The organism is Acetivibrio mesophilus, assembly GCF_004102745.1.
Lineage (GTDB): Bacteria > Bacillota > Clostridia > Acetivibrionales > Acetivibrionaceae > Hungateiclostridium > Hungateiclostridium mesophilum.
Genome location: NZ_RLII01000007.1, coordinates 111534 through 130258 on the forward strand (window position 1 = coordinate 111534; position 18725 = coordinate 130258).

Sequence of the window (18725 nt, forward strand, 5' to 3'; positions counted from 1 at the left end):
AGGGACTGAATTTGGGCCGGGATTAAATGTCCCGGCTTTTTAAATTTTAGGTATTTATGGAGTAATTAATAAATTTTTTTCTGGAGTTGAAACAATGGGAGCAAATACTAAAGAAATGATTCGAAAATATAATTTGAGGTTGACAAAATCCCTGGGACAGAATTTTCTTATAGATGATAACGTTGTTAAACGGATAGTTGAGGCCGCAGGGATAACGGATAATGATCTGGTGATTGAGATTGGTCCGGGGGTAGGCAGTATGACGGTGGAATTGGCCCAAAGGGCCGGGAAGGTCATTGCCGTGGAGATTGATAAGAGGCTTATACCGGCTTTAAAAGAAAATCTTAGTGCATTTTCAAATGTGGAGATCATTAATAAGGATATAATGGATGTAAATATAGATGAACTTTCGGGTGGCAGGCAATTTGGCAATATCAAGGTGGTTGCAAATCTTCCGTACTATATAACCACACCTATTATCATGAAGCTTCTTGAGGAAAAAAATGATATAAACTTTATGATTTTCATGGTCCAGAAGGAAGTGGCTCAAAGAATGGTTGCGGCACCGGGAAAGAAGGACTATGGAGCCTTATCCGTTGCCGTTCAGTATTACACGAAGCCGGAGAAGGCGTTTGATGTGCCTCCCCATTGCTTTATCCCTCAGCCGGAGGTGGATTCTACTGTTATAAAGCTGAATGTAAATGAAACTCCGCCGGTAAAGCTCATGGATAAAGACTTCTTTTTTACGGTGGTGAAAGCTGCTTTTGGCCAGAGGAGAAAAACATTGGTAAATGCGCTGTATAATTTTAAAGGTTTACAGAAGACGAAAGAGGAAATTAAGGAAATATTAAACCAACTGGGCATCGATGAAAATGCAAGGGGAGAAACATTATCGATTTTGCAGTTTGCAGAGCTCTCAAATCTACTTTTTAAAAGTATTTAATATCTTGTGCAATATATCCTGTGTAAGTGAAAAATCCAATATATAGGGAATAAACCGTTAATACTTTCAATCTTTTAAGAGTGTAAACGGTTTATTTTTTTATTTATTATCATATATATAATTATGAACTCGGAAATATGAAAATTCATTTAAAAATGCGCAATAATTTCTGCAGTCGTAAAAAGTCTGTTGTATATGGGCGGTAAGCAATTCATTTCAGTCTTATAGAGGAGGGGGCAACAAAATGGATAATAGATTTAGATACCACAGATCATTTTTAATATTTACCCAGGAGGATTCAAGAAATGGGGAAGGGGGAGAACCATCGGGATATGTGAAAATAGAAATTAGGGATGGCAAGGGAAGGCTAACTTGCCAACTGTCAAATCTCAAGGGAAACAATGAAGCAGTCTATAAGCTGTATTTAATAAAGGCTGATGAATCGAGTCTCAAGGCGGTTTGTCCAGGTTCTATTCCTTTAGAGAAGGGGAAAGGTGAATTAAATTGGAGCTTTGACCCGGCAAACATTGGCGGAAATGGTCTAAGGGTTGAGGACATAAATATTGCGGCAGTTATTCTTGACAACAACGATGGCCAGTACATAGACAATATCCTGTGTCCTCTTGCGGCATATAAAAATGGGAAAATCGAGTGGAGACAGAAGATGAAGAAGTTTTTGAACAAACAAAGGACAGATGAAAGGCAGAGAACAGAAGAAAGACAAAGAACAGAAGAAGAGGTATTGATAAAAATACATCCTGAGATAGCGGATGAAAGTAAAGAGATGGATAGGGATATTACAAGCAAATACGAAAATGTGGTTCAAAGTATATATAAAAAAGAGGAAAAAAAGAACGGTACGGATACTATGATCAAAGATGAACACCGGATTGATAATAAGCTGCAGGAATCGGGGGAAAGTGGAGACGAGAATAGGAAAGAGGAAGTAGAGAATGTTGAAATATACGCAACGGAAGAGGTGAGAGAAGAAGAAAAACTGCTTATAAAAGATAAAGTGAAGGATGAGACCGATAGTATTAGGGCCAATAATAAAAATGTTGATGGAGTCTGTAATGAAGATGATCAAGAAAGAAAAAATGAGGTTAAGGATGAAGTTAAAAGTCAAGCAAAGGATACTTCTGGAGACAAGGTTGAAATTAAAGCTGAAGTTAAAGCTAAAAAAGATGTTTGTGATAATATAAGTTTTGAGGAATTGGTAGCCAAATTCGATAAATGCTTTGAAAAGTGCAATCCGTTTATGGCGGGCAGAAAGGACTACAGATGGTGGAAGATAGCAAGCCCCGTTCATTTAAACAATATATTATACCAAATGAAAATTGATGTACCTATACTTTTTAACCCTTTGGTGCTTATGGCTCACTTTAAATACAGGCATTTGCTTGTAGGGATTTATGAAGACAAAACGAGGAATCTTCGTTATGTTGTCTGTGGTGTTCCCGGGGTGTATTGGGTTGACGAAAAGCCCTTTGGAAAAATGTGCAGATGGGCTCAGGTTGATGGAAATATACCAAAATACGGGGCATTTGGGTATTGGCTTGTTTATATAAATCCTAATACAGGAGAGATATTAAATATAGGTTAGCAGAGTTTTGTTAGATATTTTAATCATGATATTAAAATAATTAATAAATAAATTAAAAAAATTCACAAAAACTATTGGATTTTTTTATGATATGGTATATTATATATAGTGTAAGTTATCTAGGGGGAATAAAGGAGGTACATAGAATGGAATTCATTAAGGATTTTACAAGGAAAGTTACTGACACAGCCAAGGTTGCGGCAAAAAAATCCAGTGATATGGTGGAGATTACCAAGCTGAATTTCAATATTGGATCAGAAGAGGATAAGATTAAAAAAACTTATACACAAATAGGAGAAATAGTATACCACTCTTATGAAAAAGGTGAAGAAATTCCTCAGGATTTAAAAGAGCTCTGTGAAAAAGTTGTGGCTACCAAGAAAAGCATCGAAAAAATGAGACAGCAGATTCTCAGTCTGAAAAACATAAAGATCTGTCCCACATGCAAAGAAGAGCTCCCGGAAGAGGTTGCTTTTTGCCCCAAGTGTGGCACAAAACAGGAAGTAGTTGTGCCGGTTGTTCAAGAAGAAAAGGCAGAAGATAATGTCGAGAATAATGCAGAAAGCGATGCGCAAATTAATGTTGAGAACAGCGCAGAAAATAATGCAGAAAATAATGTAGAAATTATTGAAGTGAATGATGCAGAAAACATCGATAACGAATATCAAGTCGAGGAAGATGTAGAAAAATAAAGTTTTATTATCCCTTCACAAAATATTTTTGGTCTATGGCTTTTAACGGTGCCATAGGCTTTTTTATCTTTGGACGGGCAAGATCACTGCTGTTTGCACCTGTGATACTATTAAAATTAGACTAGGACAATATAAATTTTATGACTTGCATACAAACTCAATGTGTATTATAATTAAGATACGAAATAAAATAGCAATAATTGACTAAACTATTTTTGCAATGGGGGTATGATTAATTATCGTACAATATACGACATATCTGTTGATTTTAGAAAAGAACACAAGGTCTTCAGGTATCTCTGTACTGTTGTTTAACCTTTGAGTTTTTCTTTTAGCCCCCTCAAAAAAAAATATTTTTTCGAAGTTATATATTGGGATATCAAGGGATATCAATTTTGGACCGAATTGAAGGTCATTGAAAACTGAATATACTAAAATGCTTTACTTAATTTGGCTGCATTTGCTGTTAGGTTTCACCAGTCTATTTAAATTCCCATGATAAAGGTGTATTTATTGTAGTAATAACTTGGCACGTACATATTCCAGTATTTGCAATATTCCTTGTTCTAAGCAGCAATTATCTTTAAAACCTTTCAGTATTATCTTTGTGGCAATCCGTCTTTTATACATCCTTTTTAGCAATAGATACTATTTTGTGTTAAATGCAAGGCTAATTTAAGTAAAAAGCATATTGATTATGATTCTTTTTGTTATGTTATTAACACAAGTTTATTGTGTTGAAATAAGAAGTTTTTAAGTCCAGCTTAGTTCTATGATGGAAGTAATGCGTGAAAATGTATCTGCAAAAAGGGGGAATGGATGAATTGCGGGTAAGTTGCATTATGACATCATATAACTTAAAAAGAATAAAAAGTATATTTGAAAGGGGAAGAAGCAGAGAATGGTAAAAAGTAGAAAAATCTCTATTCTATTAGCAATTGCAATGCTGGTATCCATAATGATACCTTCAACAGCATTGGCAGGCCCGATAAAGGCACCTACACCGGGTGGAACATCTTATGAGGATCTTTTCCTCGAATTCTATGACATGATTAAAGATCCTAGAAACGGATACTTTAGCTCAGATGAGGGAATACCTTATCACTCAATTGAAACACTGATTGTTGAAGCACCGGACTACGGTCACGTTACAACCAGTGAAGCTTTCAGCTACTATATCTGGCTTGAAGCAATGTATGGACAATTCACAGGCGACTGGTCTGGAGTTAAAGAGTCATGGCAAGTTATGGAGGATTGGATAATTCCTGACAGCACAGAACAGCCGGGTATGGCAATGTATTCACCAAACAGCCCTGCTACATATGCTGCTGAACACGATGATCCTAAATACTATCCTTCAGAATTGATGTTTGATAGTGTAAGAGTAGGAACTGACCCAATACACAACGACCTCACATCTGCATATGGTCCTGACATGTACCTGATGCACTGGTTGATGGACGTTGATAACTGGTATGGTTTCGGTACAGGAACCAGAGCAACATTTATAAACACCTTCCAAAGAGGTGAACAGGAATCAGCATGGGAAACTATTCCTCATCCGTCAATAGAAGAGTTCAAGTATGGCGGACCTAATGGATTCCTTGATTTGTTTACAAAGGACAAATCATATTCCAAACAGTGGCGTTATACAAATGCTCCTGACGCAGAAGCCCGTGCTATACAGGCTGCTTACTGGGCAAACAAATGGGCAAAGGAACAGGGAAAAGCATCTACTCTTTCTTCTGTTGTAACAAAAGCTACTAAAATGGGTGATTTCTTAAGAAATGATATGTTCGATAAGTACTTCATGAAGATCGGTGCACAGGATAAGACTCCTGGTACTGGCTATGATAGTGCTCACTACCTCATGGCTTGGTATACTTCATGGGGTGGCGGAATCGGTTCACAATGGGCATGGAAGATAGGTGCCAGCCATATCCACTTCGGATATCAGAACCCATTCCAAGCATGGATAAATGCAACACAGTCCGAATTTGCTCCTAAGTCATCCAACGGTAAGAAAGACTGGACAACAAGCTTAGACAGACAGATCGAATTCTATCAGTGGTTGCAGTCAGCTGAAGGTGCTATAGCTGGTGGTGCTACTAACTCATGGAAAGGTAGATATGAAAAATATCCTGCAGGCAAATCAACATTCTATGGTATGGCATACGTTCCACATCCTGTATACGCTGACCCAGGAAGTAATGAATGGTTTGGTATGCAGTGTTGGTCAATGCAGCGTATGATGGACCTCTATCTTGAATCTGGAGATTCAAGAATTGAGCCACTGGTTAGAAAATGGGCTGAGTGGGCAATGAGCGAAGTTAAGCTGTATGAAGATGGAACATTTGCAATTCCTAGCAACCTTGGTTGGTCAGGAGAACCGGATACATGGACCGGAAAATACACTGGCAACCCGAATTTGCACGTGACAGTAAATACTTATGGCACTGACCTTGGTGTTGCTGGTTCATTGGCAAATGCTCTCGCAACTTATGCTGCAGCTACAAGGAAATGGGGAACACTTGACACAAGAGCAAGAGATATGGCTGCTGAATTGGTTAACCGTGCATGGTATAACTACTACTGCGAAGAAGGAAAAGGTGTTGTTACTGAAGAAGCTCGTGGCGACTACAAACGCTTCTTCTCACAGGAAGTATTTGTTCCAGCTGGCTGGAGCGGAACTATGCCAAATGGTGACAAGATTCAGCCTGGTGTGAAATTTATAGACATCCGTTCAAAATACAAACAGGATCCTGACTACAATAAGGTATATCAAGCATATCAAAGAGGAGAAGATCCTGTATTGAACTACCACCGTTTCTGGCACGAAGTTGACCTTGCAGTTGGTATGGGTGTATTGGCTACATACTTCCCAGAGTTGACATATCAAATACCTGGTGAGGGTGGTCCTGGCAACGATCCAACATACGGTGACTGTAATGAAGACGGTAAAGTTACTTCAACTGACCTTACAATATTGAAGAGATATCTTCTGAAAATGGATGTAAAGATAAATCTTGAAAATGCTGATGTAAATAGAGATGGTAAAGTTACATCAACAGATGCAACAATATTAAAGAGATTCCTTACTAAGATTATAAAAGAGTTACCATTATAATAAATAATTTCAGATGAATTTCAAAGGGCCGGCTTTTGCCGGTCCTTTTTATAATGTCACTTCCTGGGGAAATTATACATGCCATAATGTTCCCGCAGAATTCTTAATATATTCGCTAAAAACCAATGATTTTTGTGCCGAAATATTGTATAATATATAATAATGTGTCCTTTTTTGATGAGATGAGTTGCAGGAGTTTGTAATGTGCAAAGGAGCTGATGGTATGGCGGAGAAAAATAAGGTGGAAGTCAGAATAGCAGGTAAGGATTACACACTGGTTGGTATTGAGTCCCAGGAGTATATACAGAAGGTAGCGCTATATATAGACAGAAAGATGAATGAAATCATGAGGATAAACAGCAAACTCAGTACTTCAATGGCATCGGTGCTTACTGCTATTAATGTTGCTGACGATTACTTCAAGGCACATGAAAATGTTATCAGCTTAAGTAAGGAACTAAAAAGCGCAAATGAAGAGATTGAAAGGTTAAGAGAGGAAAATCGAAGGCTTACCAACGAAAATGCCGTAATCAGCAATAAAAACACCAATTATCAACTGGAATTGGCAAAAAGAGAAGCAGAATTAAATGAGGTGCGAAACACCCTTGAGAAGTCGACTAGGGCCAGAATTTAGTATATAGGGGTCGCCGATAATAGCAGGGAAGCGTAAACAGCGCTTCTTTTTACTTAGCCTCTTGGAATCTTTTTATTTTTTTACAGGGGGTGTCTAACCATGAAAATGATATTCATCTTTATAGACGGTTTTGGTATTGGAAAGGCTGATGCATCGGTTAATCCTCTGGCTAATCCCGAACTCGTAAACCTAAACTATATACTTCATGAGGCAGGGGCAATTCCTACGGATGCGTGTCTTGATGTACCCGGATTGCCTCAGAGCGCTACGGGACAAACAACCATATTTACCGGCCAAAATGCTCCAAAGGTGCTGTCGAGACATTTGCATGGGCAGCCTACAGTTACACTGAAGAAGATGATATTTGCCAACAATCTCTTTAAAGAACTCCTGAAAAGAGGGTATTCTGTGACTAATTCAAATGTTTACAGAACAGCCTATATCAGCAAAATCAAAGATCCTAAGGAGAGAAAGTATCGTCCTTCGGTCACGACCGTAATGACCCTTTCTAGCGGATTAAATCTTAGAACTGTGGAAGAATATATAGCTGGAGAGGGCGTGTATCATGACGTCACCGGGACGATTTTGAGAAATGAAGGTTATGTAAAGGACCTCATTACCCCTCAAGAAGCGGCGCAAAGGCTTTACAATGTTAGCCGGAAATATGATTTTACGCTTTTTGAATATTTTGAGACAGACATAATAGGACACAAGATGGAAATGGAGACGGCGATAGAAAAGTTAAAGACTCTTGATGCCTTTATTGGTGAGCTTTTGAGGCTTTACGACGAGAAAGAAGATATTATATTTATTACAAGTGACCATGGCAATGTTGAAGACATAACGATAAAAACTCATACATTTAATAAGGTACCTACAGTTATTCTAGGGAAAGTACCTAAGAATGTGGAGATAAAAATAAATTCGTTGACAGATATCATGCCGACAGTATTAGATATTTTTGATTCAAAGGGAGAACTATGATAGGAGATTTTAAACCGGAACTGCTGGCACCTTGTGGAGACTGGGAGGCTTTTATGGCGGCTGTCGAAAACGGTGCCGACGCAGTATATATGGGTGGAAGGCTGTTTAATGCAAGGCAATTTGCATCTAACTTTGATGAAGGCAAATTTAAAGAGGCAATACATTATGCCCATGCAAGGGATGTAAGTGTATATCAGACCATGAATACCCTGATAAACGACAATGAGATGAAGGAAGCATTAAGGGCATTGGAGCAGTCCTATCTTGCAGGGATTGATGGGGTAATAGTCCAGGATATTGGGCTGGCAAATTTGATTAGAAAGCTATACCCAGACCTTCCGCTTCATGCCAGTACTCAGATGACAATATACAACTTAGAAGGCGTAAGGCTAATGGAGGAACTGGGATTTAAAAGGGCTGTACTTGCAAGGGAGTTATCGTTGGAAGAAATAGAAAATATTTCAAAAAACACCCCTTTGGAAATAGAAGTGTTTATTCATGGGGCACTATGTGTCTGCTATTCGGGACAGTGCCTTATGAGCAGCATTATTGGAGGAAGAAGCGGCAATCGTGGCAAGTGTGCCCAGCCGTGTAGGCTGCCATATCAACTTTTGGGCTCCGGTGAAGAAAGCGATCCTTCCGAGAGGAAGTCGGACAGAGGATATTTCTTGAGCCCTAAAGACCTCTGTTCTGTTGAGGTTTTGGATAAGCTTATAAATGCCGGGGTAAAATCCCTCAAAATTGAAGGCAGAATGAAAAGTGCGGAATATGTAGCTACCGTTGTAAGGGTATACAGAAAATATCTTGACAGACTGCTCAAAGAACCGGATGACTATGGTGCAAGTATCGAAGATAGCGATATAAGGGACCTTACCCAGATATTTAACCGGGGAGGACTCTCCAAAGGATACCTGGAAGGAAAAGCAGGAAGAGATATGATGAGCTTTGAGAAGCCGAAGAACTGGGGAATATACTTGGGAAGAGTAATATCCTATGATAAGGTTTCGGAGACTGCTAAAATAAAGCTTGAAGAGTCCCTAAGCCTCGGAGACGGAATTGAGGTATGGAACAACGAGGATGAAAGCCCGGGAACAATTGTAACGGCAATTCGGGTAAACGGCAAGGCAGTGACAGAAGCAAAGGTGCATCAGGTGGCCGAAGTAAGAAGCATTAAGGGCAGAATAAGCAAAGGAAATAAAGTCTATAGGACATCGGAGAAAAAACTGAATACTTTTGCTAGAGAATCTTTCACAGGAAAGTCGATAAGGAAGATTCCGATTGAAGGAAGGCTAAGCGTAATAAGCGGCAAACCTGTATCCATTACCGTAAAGGATTATGCGGGAAATGTGGTTGAGATCGAATCGGAATATATCCCTGAGCAAGCATTGACAAGTCCCCTTACCGAAGAAAGGGCTATTAAGCAGGCCGCAAAAACCGGGCAGACTCCTTTCGAATTTAGCAAATTATCTGCCGATGTAGATAAGGATCTGTCTGTGCCCGTAAGTGAAATCAATACCCTTCGGCGTCGTGCTTTAGAGCAGTTGGAAATCAAAAGGTCGGACAGATATTCCCACAGAAAGCGCTCTAATTTGCAAGAAAAATCGGAAGATATGCTGCATTTCCCGGGAAATAGTCGAAATAGGGAAAAGGATTTAAAAATTTCCGCATGTTTTTACAAGGATATAGATGGGGTGGAATATGGTAGCCTTGGGGCAGACAGGCTCTACCTTCCTTTTAGCATGCTCATGAAGGAAAAGGAGGAAGGAATTTTACGCCTTAAGGGAAATGGGGAGCTATTTGTATTTATTCCCCCAATAACCAGAGGAAATTATGACGAACTGATAAAGTCCAGGCTCGATAGCATTGTGAAGATGGGAGTCGACGGAATTCTTCTGGGGAATCCCGGATCAGTAGAATATGCGAGAGCTTTCCCGGACATTCGTGTTATGGGGGATTATTCATTAAACATATTCAACAGCATTTCAATAAAGGCTCTTAGGGATATGGGATTTGATGGGGCCTCTTTATCTCCTGAGCTTAATCTGAATCAGATAAAGGATCTGGAGAAATTTCCCGAATTTACAGAGGAAGTACTGGTATACGGAAGAATACCCCTTATGACCAGTGAGTATTGTCCTGTTGGGAGCATAAAGGGCAATTTCGGGAGAAATTCGAGATGCAATTTGGCATGCAAGGATAAGAACTTCCACCTGGTGGATAGACTGAACATGAAGTTTCCTGTACTGTGTGACAGGATTGACTGCAGAAGTATGATTTTTAATGCAAAAGTATTGCTGCTTTCAGATAGTATTGATAGAATTAGGGCATCGGGTGTTGACATGATAAGGCTCAATTTTACGGACGAGAGCCCGGATGAGATTAAAGATATAGTACAGATGCACCGCAAACTTGTGAATGGTGGTCAGAAGACTTTAGATTCCTATAAGCAATTGATTGGTAAAATAAAAGACAGAGGTTTTACAAAGGGACACTTCACAAGGGGTGTCTAGTGCAATGAAAAGGCTTTATGTGGAGGTAATTGAATGTCAAATAATGTTGAGGTGTTTTTGGAAATATGCAGAGAAGGAGCAGTAATACCGAAGTATGCAAAACAATGGGATGCGGGCATGGATATATGCGCGGCCGAAGATGTAATTATAAGCCCCGGGGAAACGGTAATAATTCCAACAGGGCTTAAGGTGGCCATTCCTGAGGGCTATGAAATACAGGTTCGACCCAGAAGCGGCATATCATTAAAAACGCCGCTACGAATCTCAAATTCGCCGGGTACTATTGACAGCGGCTATCGGGATGAGATAGGGATAATCGTTACAAATACATCGGCGGTATCTTGCAATGAAGATACTTCTTCCGACCTAGAGGAGCTTACTATTGACAGTAAGGGGAATAAACAGGGTGTATATAGGATTTGTAAGGGGGACAGAATTGCACAAATTGTGCTGCAGTATGTTCCGCGGATTCAGTTCAAAGTAGTGGATTCGGTAAAGGAAATAGGTAGCGACCGCGGAGGCGGGTTCGGGTCTACCGGAGTACGGGAATAATAATAACTTTTTTACACTATTATATTTCATTTAAAGAGGTTTGCAAAAAGCTCAAAGGATCAGGGGTGACCTTTGAGCTTTTTGCAATATATAAGTTTTAATTCTGCCAAAGGCGCATAAAAAGGTTGGATTTGTATGCTCTCCGGCAGTTGTGGGACTTGCTTGTATCAATCATTGTCGACATCTTCAATTATAATTGCACCGGTTTCCTCGTCCCATTCAATATCTTTGTTCAGTATTGTAGAGATGAACCTTAGTGGGACCATAGTCCTGTTATCTACCAATTGAGCAGGAACATCTATCTCAACCATTTTACCGTTTACAACAACGATATTGCTGTCAAGGGTAATTTCTATCGAAGTTGTCGTTGTTTTGCCATATACCGATTCGGAAACGGTTTTCTTAATATTAACAGTCTTCGTCTCGGAATACCATTCAACTGTCGCTCCAAGGGCATTGGTGACAGCTCTGACCGGTATAAGAGTCCTTCCGTCTTTGATTACAGGAGGAACGTCAAATTCTATATCCTCGCCATTCACAAATACGGGTATCAATTTATCATTATTTTTCTTTTTCAATTTGCTTAGCTCTTTTATAAGTGCCTTTCTTGCATGCTTATTATTATGTTTGGCTTTGAGCTCCTTGCGGAAAGCCTTGATTAGCTCATCGACGTCAATATCATCTTCGTCATCATCGTCAATTATAACGGCGCTTAGCTCTTCATCCCATTCCACAGATTGTTTTAAGACCTGTGCAATAAATCTCAATGGAACCATGGTTCTGTTGTTTACCAACTGTGCAGGAACATCAATTTTTACCTTTTCGCCGTTAACGATAACTATATCGCTATCGAGATTAATTTCAATAACAGTTGTTGAAGCTCCGTATACCGAGCTATACACAGCCTTTGAGACAGTAATGGTCTTTGATTTTTCGTCCCATTCAACTGTAGCTCCAAGGGCATTGGTGACTGCTCTAACCGGTATAAGAGTTCTTCCGTCTTTGATTACAGGAGGAACGTCAAACTTTACATCTTTACCTTTAACAAAGAGAGGGATAGAATTATCATTTTTGCTTCTTTTCTCATTAACAGCTTTTTTAATTTCTTCTCTTTTCTGTTCTTTGGTTTTATGTACTTTTTTATCGGCCTTTTCTTTTCCTTTTTCATCCTTTTGTTTATCAGTTTTTACCTCATCGGTCTTTTTGTCATCAGACTTTTTGTCATGAGGTTTTTTCTCCTCAATGCTTTCCTTTTCAGTCTTTTCCTGCTTTTCTTTTTCCTTTTCGTTTTTATCTTTTTCAGCTTTCTTATCGGAGAAATTATCCTTTTTGGACTCATCCCGCACTTCTATTTGGGCATTCTCCTTTTTTGTCACATTTTCATCTTTTTTTGCAAGAGCGACAAAGCTACTTGAAGTCAATACCAGGAGAGCTGAGATAACTACGCATAAAAACTTTTTCATTTAAAGGCCTCCTTGAATTTTGTATTTTCGGAATTTCATTCAACCGTTTGAAAAGGTTGGGTGCCGCATGTATGGCATAGGTTGGCGTACATGCAATTTTGTCTGATATAATAATTTTCGAATAAAATTAAAAGAATTTTGAGGTATTTTTTAAATTATTTTGCCGTAAAGTTTTACTATATATTTTGCAATAGACCTTTTGGATTAAAACGGGCTTTACAATTGTAAAGGATTGCATTATAATATAACTACGAACAAATGTTCGATGTAAGAAGGTGGAATTAAATGAAGAGGGTAATTCTGCATTGTGACCTTAATAATTTTTATGCCAGTGTGGAATGCTTATATAATCCTGAGCTTCGCGACAGGCCCGTTGCAGTATGCGGATCGGTAGAGGATAGGCATGGAATAGTGCTTGCCAAAAACTACGAGGCAAAGAAGTATAAGGTAATGACGGGAGAGACCGTATGGGAGGCAAAAAGCAAGTGCCCCGGGCTGGTTACGGTAAGAGCCAATCATTCCTTGTATCTTAAATTCTCAAGATATGCCCGCCAAATTTACGAGTATTATACCGACCAAATAGAATCCTTTGGGTTAGATGAGTGCTGGATGGATGTCAGTGAAAGTTCGTTACTTTTTGGAGACGGACCTAAGATAGCCAATGAGATAAGGAAGAAAATAAAAAGAGAGTTGGGAGTGACGGTTTCCATCGGGGTAAGCTATAATAAAATATTTGCAAAGCTTGGGTCTGACATGAAAAAACCTGATGCAGTTACGGTTATTACAGAGGATAATTTTAAAGAGAAAATATGGGGGCTTCCGGTGGAAGATCTCCTTTATGTGGGGCGCTCAACAAGAAGGAAACTCAATAATCTGGCTATTTTTACTATCGGAGATTTGGCAAATTGCCATTTGGAATTTCTTATAAAGCAGTTGGGGAAATGGGGATATACCCTATGGAACTTTGCAAACGGCTATGACACCAGTCCTGTCGCCAGAAATGATTGTGAAATAGCGATAAAGAGTATAGGCAATTCCCTTACCACTCCGAGGGATCTCACCAATAATGAAGATGTCCGGATTTTGATATATACGCTTTCCGAAAGCGTGGGAGAAAGGCTTAGAAGTCACAATCTTAAGGGCAGGACCGTCCAGATAAGCCTAAAGGATCCGGGGCTTCAAAGCTTAGAGCGGCAGGGGCAGCTTGACTTACATACATATATTACATCTGAAATTGCAGCAAAGGCGTATGAAATATTTTTGAAATCCTGGGATTGGTCAAAGAATATAAGGGCTCTGGGAGTCAGAGTGACGGATCTCGTTGAAGCAGATACCTGCACGCAGATATCTCTGTTTTTAGATGACGCAAAAAGGCAAAAGCTTGAGATGATTGATGAATGTGTGGATAGAGTTCGGGAGAGATTCGGACATTATTCGGTGCAGAGGGGAATTTTGCTTCAATACAGGGATTAAACAGGTTTTAAAAGTAATCTGTTAAGGAAGTGGTATCTTGTGGGAAAGGTGTTTGTAGATACTATTGTAAAGTTTACAAGGGAAGGAGATAAAATTCCTCTGGAGATAGTATGGGACGATGGACGAAAGTTTCAGGTAGACAGGGTTCTTGATATAACAAGGGCGGCATCCCTAAAAGCAGGGGGGAGAGGAATAAGATACAAATGCAGAGTGAAGGGAAAGGAAATATACTTGTTTTTTGATGATGATAAATGGTTTGTAGAAACCGAGAATAGATGAATTATTGCCGGATAAAATAAAATAATATTCTATTTGGAGGAGAAATGAAGACAAGAGAGAATATAAAAACAAGGTTCGGAAGATATATTCAGCAAACATAAAGAATTGAGGTGAGCATTTATTTATATAAAGGGCAATACAGATTCACTCAAATCGGCAGTTCTGAAAGAAATCGAGGAGCTGTTTGATATACAGGGCTCAAGGGATGAGTTTTTGCCATCGGGGCTTGCAGCAAAAATGGCAGAATTGACAGGAAAAATCAATCGTGAAATAGCGGTGTATATAAACAGAAAGGGAAATGTAATTGATGTAAGTGTGGGAGACAGCAGCACTGTTTCGCTTCCGGAGGTAGAGGGAAGAAGGGACTTGGCACACCTTTTGGGGATAAGATGTATCCATACTCATCCTAACGGTGAAGGAATAGTTTCTCTGGTGGATATAAACTCACTGGTGAAGCTGAGATTGGATGCCATGGTGGCGATCGGAGCGAAAGACGGGCAGATAACGGAAGTGTATGCAGCCCTGCCCATGAGAGATGAAAAAGGGAATTTGGGCAAATCCGTCGTATACGGGCCGTTTGGCGGGGATGACAGAAGAATAAATTATCTGTGGGACATAATATTTGAGGCCGATAAGCTTAAAAGTACGGCAGTATACTTAAATGAGAGTGATAGTGAAAGAGCCATATTGGTTGGACTTGAGACATCGTCAAAAGCTCTTGTAGAGGGGAAAAGCGAAGGGGAAAGATCTCTAGATGAGCTGGAGGAATTGGCATATACAGCTGGAGCGGTTGTTTTGGAAAAAATAATTCAAAAAAGGCCTGTCAAGGACCCGGCATTTTTTATCGGAAGAGGAAAGGTGGAAGAGCTTTCCCTCATACGCCAGGCTGTTGATGCCAATTTGATAATCTTTGACGACGAGCTTTCGGGAGCTCAGGTAAGGAACATTGAAGAGGTGACAGGAGTAAAGGTCATAGACAGGACCACTTTGATTCTCGACATATTTGCCAAGAGAGCTCGCTCACGGGAGGGAAAGCTTCAGGTAGAACTGGCACAGTTAAAATACAGGGTGTCAAGGCTTATAGGTCTTGGGACTCAGCTTTCAAGGCTCGGAGGAGGCATAGGAACAAGAGGACCGGGAGAGAAGAAGCTGGAGGTTGACAGAAGGCATATAAAGAAGAGAATAGGATTCCTTGAGTCACAGCTCAGGGATGTGGAAAAGAGAAGGAATTCGCTTCGGGAAAGCCGGTCAAGAAACGCTATACCCACCATTGCTTTGGTAGGTTATACAAATGCAGGTAAGTCCACCCTTATGAATAGATTGTGTGAGAGTGATGTCCTGGCGGAAAACAAGCTATTTGCGACCCTCGACCCCACCACAAGAAGTTTTAGCCTTGCGGAGGGAAGAGAAGTGCTTCTCATTGACACCGTAGGCTTTATAAGAAAGCTTCCCCATGAGCTGGTGGAGGCATTCAAATCAACACTGGAGGAAGCAGTATTTGCGGATATGTTGATTCATGTGGTGGATGCTTCCAGTGAAGAGGCGGAGGAACAGGTAAAGGTTGTGAACAGCATTCTTGAGAGCCTTGGTGCAGCAAGCAAACCTGTTATCATGGCCCTCAACAAGATTGATGCAGTAAAGGACAGATCAAGACTTGCAATACTGAATCCAAAGGGCAAGATATTTGAAATATCTGCTGCTACAGGACAGGGAATTGATGATATGCTCGAAGGTATCAGAGAAATATTGCCCGAGGATGAAAAAGAGATAAGACTTTTTATACCCTACAGCGACGGATGGGTTATACCCTATATCTATCAGAACGGAAAGGTACGTGAGCAAATTCACGGTGAGTCAGGTACCGAAGTAAAAGCTTTGATCAAAAAACGGAAGATAGAACCTATCAAGGAATACATATACTGATAATGCGGATTTTGATAGGGAGATAAAAACCATAATTTCCTCATAGTTCGAATAAAGACTACCACTAAAGTATTATAATATATATATATGAAAAATCTTCTAATATATATGGAAGTTTTACGAATATGTATTATATATAAATCAAATTATGAAAGGGGTTTTTATTATGCTGATGAGGAGCTTTGCAGGTGGAGTGGTGTTCTCGGGAGACAAAGTCCTTCTTCTTAAAAATGAGAGGGATGAATGGGTGCTTCCGAGGGAGGTAATGCACGATGGAGAACTTTCAAGTGAAGTAGCATTAAGAAAAATCAGGGAAGAGTCCGGTATATTACCCGAAATTGTATTCACAGCAGGACAGACAAATTATGAATTCTCATCTACAACATGTAAAAAACCCTTCTGCAACAAAACGACATGGTATATTATGGAATCCCTTAACGAAGAAAATAAAATAGAAAAGAGCAGAACTGGATTCATGAGCTTTGTTAAAATTGACGAAGCCATGAATCTTATTAATTCAGGCTATGACAAGTCGTTGGTGAGTCTGGCATATAAAAAATACCGAGAAATGGTGCAGAATAAAGAGTACGAGTACGCTTTTAATTAAGACTGTAAAAAGTGAAGGGGCCAGATAGCCCCTTCACAAAAAACTTAAAACTTAAAAACATACTTACCTATTATATGATCTAAAGGAATAGGTCCAACCATCCTGCTGTCATAGCTGTTGTTTCTGTTGTCTCCCATTACAAAAACATGGCCTTCCGGCACGATTATTACCTCATCGGAAGAATAAAGCATAGGTTCCTTTATATAAGGTTCATCCAGTGCAATACCGTCTCTGTAAACCTTTCCGTCCTTGAATTCAAGCTTGTCTCCGGCCTTGCCTATAACTCTCTTGATCCAGAAAATTTCATCAATCTCCTTATTGAAACGATAGGAAATAGCGTTGTACCTGAGGCTGTCCACTATATCATCGGCAATGCTGCGGGGTCTGTCTAGCCGTTTATCCAAGATAACAATATCTCCATAGTCAGGCTCAAATCCCAAGGTATGAACCAGCTTATTTACTATTACACGATCATTGCTATGCAAAGTCGACTCCATAGAAATCCCTTGAACCATGGTGGGCTGTAGAATAAAAATTGTAATTGAGAGACCAAAAACGATGGCAAGAAGAATATGGGCAGTCCAACTTAAAATTTCTTTAATAATTTTCACAATATATTCCTCCTTAACAGAAGTTGACTTTTCTATCATTTTGATAATATTATACATCATTTAATGTGCATTTTTCCACTATATATTTTGAGATAAAGATTTTCCATTGAATTTTGATATTGTAATATATAATCGAAAAACTATAGAGTAAGAAACTATATAATGTTAAAATATAGATGATGAAAAAGATTTGAGAGTACAATAATCAAAGCAAAAAGGTGGATAATGTTGGATAAAGTATATAAAACAGTATTAAACCATGCGGTGTATGAAATTGAAGAAAAGAAATCCAGATTTATAGCATCGGTTAAGCCGATATCAACCGAAGAAGAGGCAATGGAGTTTATTGAAGGATTAAAATCAAAGTACTGGAATGCCACGCATAATGTTTACGCCTACTATATTGGTGGGAAGAATATTATACAGAAGTTTAGTGATGACGGAGAACCGTCGGGGACTGCCGGACTTCCCATGCTTGAAGTCATAAAGAGAATGGAGCTTCGAGATTTGGTGGTTGTAGTAACAAGGTATTTCGGAGGTACTTTGCTTGGGGCTGCAGGGCTTATACGGGCATACAGCAAAAGCGCTTCAATGGGTATAGAAGCAGCCGGAATAGTGACAAAAAAGCTTTGCAGAGAGGTAAATATAGTTTTAGAGTATACCCTGTTTGGGAAAGTTCAGAATATCCTTATTTCCGAGGGCTTTACGATAAAAGATGTTATATACGAACAGGATGTGGAGATAATAGTATTTGTTCCGAACGACGAGGTCGAAGCTTTTGTGGATATGATCAATGAAGCAACAAACGCAAGAGCAATTATTCAGAAGGGAGACAGTTGCTACATTACATTGGACTCCCAGGGAAAAATTATATTATAGATTGAGGAGGTAGTGCTATGCTGGAGGAAAAAATGCTGGAGAAAAAAGTTTGGGCTGTTATAGGCGCCAGTGATAATCCGGAAAAGTATGGAAATAAGATTTATAAGAAGCTTAAGTCAAAGGGATACACAGTATATCCTGTAAATCCCAACTATGAAACTATTGAGGGTGACAGATGCTACAGTGATTTGTCATCTCTTCCGGAAGTTCCGGAGGTTATTGATATGGTGGTTTCGCCAAAACGGGGCAAGGAAGTTATAGAAGAGGCTTCACGACTTGGAGTGCAAAATATTTGGCTTCAGCCGGGTACACATAACAATGAAATTATGGAGCTTATTGACAGCAAGGGATTAAATGCTGTTCAGGCCTGTGTCCTTGTGGCTTTGAGATAGAGCGGTTATAATAAGCTTTTGAAATTGCTGAGCTATAAATTGCGTCTGGTGGA

The 18725-nt window shown here is 39.5% G+C and carries 15 protein-coding genes and 1 pseudogene; 14 read left to right on the forward strand and 2 right to left on the reverse strand.

Translation table 11 applies throughout. The annotated features are described in order from the left end of the window. The first annotated feature begins 94 nt into the window (after positions 1-94). From rsmA to dut, 8 genes are all read left to right on the forward strand, one after another. Positions 95-943, forward strand: coding sequence for a 16S rRNA (adenine(1518)-N(6)/adenine(1519)-N(6))-dimethyltransferase RsmA (rsmA, locus tag EFD62_RS07995; protein WP_128705946.1), 849 nt, complete (start codon positions 95-97; stop codon positions 941-943). Between the two features lie 244 nt (positions 944-1187). Next, positions 1188-2546 carry a DUF7922 domain-containing protein gene (locus EFD62_RS08000; RefSeq protein WP_128705947.1) on the forward strand — a complete coding sequence of 453 codons (1359 nt, stop codon included), beginning with the start codon at positions 1188-1190 and terminating at the stop codon, positions 2544-2546. A gap of 146 nt (positions 2547-2692) precedes the next feature. After that, positions 2693-3238, forward strand: coding sequence for a zinc ribbon domain-containing protein (locus tag EFD62_RS08005; protein ID WP_069195085.1), 546 nt, complete (start codon positions 2693-2695; stop codon positions 3236-3238). A 901-nt stretch (positions 3239-4139) separates the two neighbouring features. After that, positions 4140-6365, forward strand: coding sequence for a cellulose 1,4-beta-cellobiosidase CelS (gene celS, locus EFD62_RS08010; protein WP_128705948.1), 2226 nt, complete (start codon positions 4140-4142; stop codon positions 6363-6365). A 223-nt stretch (positions 6366-6588) separates the two neighbouring features. Then, complete coding sequence (locus tag EFD62_RS08015) at positions 6589-6999, forward strand: cell division protein ZapA (RefSeq protein ID WP_069196357.1); 411 nt, start codon at positions 6589-6591, stop codon at positions 6997-6999. A 99-nt stretch (positions 7000-7098) separates the two neighbouring features. After that, positions 7099-7983 (forward strand): alkaline phosphatase family protein, encoded by an 885-nt coding sequence (locus EFD62_RS08020; RefSeq protein WP_069195083.1) that lies wholly within the window; start codon positions 7099-7101, stop codon positions 7981-7983. Continuing rightward, positions 7980-10493: a DUF3656 domain-containing U32 family peptidase gene (locus EFD62_RS08025; protein WP_128705949.1), complete on the forward strand. Its 2514-nt coding sequence runs from the start codon at positions 7980-7982 to the stop codon at positions 10491-10493. Before EFD62_RS08020 ends, EFD62_RS08025 begins: the two co-directional genes overlap by 4 nt. Positions 10494-10526: 33 nt before the next feature. Further along, positions 10527-11045, forward strand: coding sequence for a dUTP diphosphatase (gene dut / locus EFD62_RS08030; RefSeq protein ID WP_069195081.1), 519 nt, complete (start codon positions 10527-10529; stop codon positions 11043-11045). 167 nt (positions 11046-11212) lie between these two features. Here dut and EFD62_RS17875 read toward each other — a convergent pair whose 3' ends face one another. After that, complete coding sequence (locus EFD62_RS17875) at positions 11213-12508, reverse strand: copper amine oxidase N-terminal domain-containing protein (RefSeq protein ID WP_206659753.1); 1296 nt, start codon at positions 12506-12508, stop codon at positions 11213-11215. 285 nt (positions 12509-12793) lie between these two features. Between EFD62_RS17875 and dinB the strand changes: the two are divergent. The 4 genes and pseudogenes from dinB to EFD62_RS08055 all read left to right on the forward strand — a co-directional run bounded on the left by dinB (position 12794) and on the right by EFD62_RS08055 (position 16790). Continuing rightward, positions 12794-13992: pseudogene (gene dinB / locus EFD62_RS08040) on the forward strand (DNA polymerase IV). Between the two features lie 28 nt (positions 13993-14020). After that, the gene (locus tag EFD62_RS08045) at positions 14021-14260 is read left to right on the forward strand and encodes a hypothetical protein (RefSeq protein ID WP_069195078.1); all 240 of its coding nucleotides are present in this window, start codon (positions 14021-14023) and stop codon (positions 14258-14260) included. 213 nt (positions 14261-14473) lie between these two features. After that, positions 14474-16183: a GTPase HflX gene (hflX, locus tag EFD62_RS08050; RefSeq protein WP_456236577.1), complete on the forward strand. Its 1710-nt coding sequence runs from the start codon at positions 14474-14476 to the stop codon at positions 16181-16183. Between the two features lie 166 nt (positions 16184-16349). Beyond that, positions 16350-16790 (forward strand): NUDIX domain-containing protein, encoded by a 441-nt coding sequence (locus tag EFD62_RS08055; protein WP_069195076.1) that lies wholly within the window; start codon positions 16350-16352, stop codon positions 16788-16790. A gap of 44 nt (positions 16791-16834) precedes the next feature. Here the strand turns inward: EFD62_RS08055 and lepB are convergent, their stop codons facing one another. Next, the gene (gene lepB / locus EFD62_RS08060) at positions 16835-17401 is read right to left on the reverse strand and encodes a signal peptidase I (RefSeq protein WP_069195075.1); all 567 of its coding nucleotides are present in this window, start codon (positions 17399-17401) and stop codon (positions 16835-16837) included. A 225-nt stretch (positions 17402-17626) separates the two neighbouring features. On the opposite strand from lepB, the gene EFD62_RS08065 reads away from it, so the two are divergent. Both EFD62_RS08065 and EFD62_RS08070 read left to right on the forward strand, forming a co-directional pair. Next, positions 17627-18280 carry a YigZ family protein gene (locus EFD62_RS08065; protein WP_069195074.1) on the forward strand — a complete coding sequence of 218 codons (654 nt, stop codon included), beginning with the start codon at positions 17627-17629 and terminating at the stop codon, positions 18278-18280. Between the two features lie 17 nt (positions 18281-18297). Next, positions 18298-18672, forward strand: coding sequence for a CoA-binding protein (locus EFD62_RS08070; RefSeq protein ID WP_069195073.1), 375 nt, complete (start codon positions 18298-18300; stop codon positions 18670-18672). The last annotated feature ends 53 nt before the right edge of the window (positions 18673-18725 follow it).

Coding starts and splice junctions, on each gene's coding strand:
- celS (WP_128705948.1), top strand. CDS start 4,140: ATGGTAAAAAGTAGAAAAATCTCTATTCTATTAGCAATTGCAATGCTG.
- EFD62_RS08005 (WP_069195085.1), top strand. CDS start 2,693: ATGGAATTCATTAAGGATTTTACAAGGAAAGTTACTGACACAGCCAAG.
- EFD62_RS08065 (WP_069195074.1), top strand. CDS start 17,627: ATGTTGGATAAAGTATATAAAACAGTATTAAACCATGCGGTGTATGAA.
- EFD62_RS08015 (WP_069196357.1), top strand. CDS start 6,589: ATGGCGGAGAAAAATAAGGTGGAAGTCAGAATAGCAGGTAAGGATTAC.
- EFD62_RS08055 (WP_069195076.1), top strand. CDS start 16,350: ATGCTGATGAGGAGCTTTGCAGGTGGAGTGGTGTTCTCGGGAGACAAA.
- EFD62_RS08000 (WP_128705947.1), top strand. CDS start 1,188: ATGGATAATAGATTTAGATACCACAGATCATTTTTAATATTTACCCAG.
- EFD62_RS08020 (WP_069195083.1), top strand. CDS start 7,099: ATGAAAATGATATTCATCTTTATAGACGGTTTTGGTATTGGAAAGGCT.
- rsmA (WP_128705946.1), top strand. CDS start 95: ATGGGAGCAAATACTAAAGAAATGATTCGAAAATATAATTTGAGGTTG.
- EFD62_RS08025 (WP_128705949.1), top strand. CDS start 7,980: ATGATAGGAGATTTTAAACCGGAACTGCTGGCACCTTGTGGAGACTGG.
- EFD62_RS08070 (WP_069195073.1), top strand. CDS start 18,298: ATGCTGGAGGAAAAAATGCTGGAGAAAAAAGTTTGGGCTGTTATAGGC.
- EFD62_RS17875 (WP_206659753.1), bottom strand. CDS start 12,508: ATGAAAAAGTTTTTATGCGTAGTTATCTCAGCTCTCCTGGTATTGACT.
- dut (WP_069195081.1), top strand. CDS start 10,527: ATGTCAAATAATGTTGAGGTGTTTTTGGAAATATGCAGAGAAGGAGCA.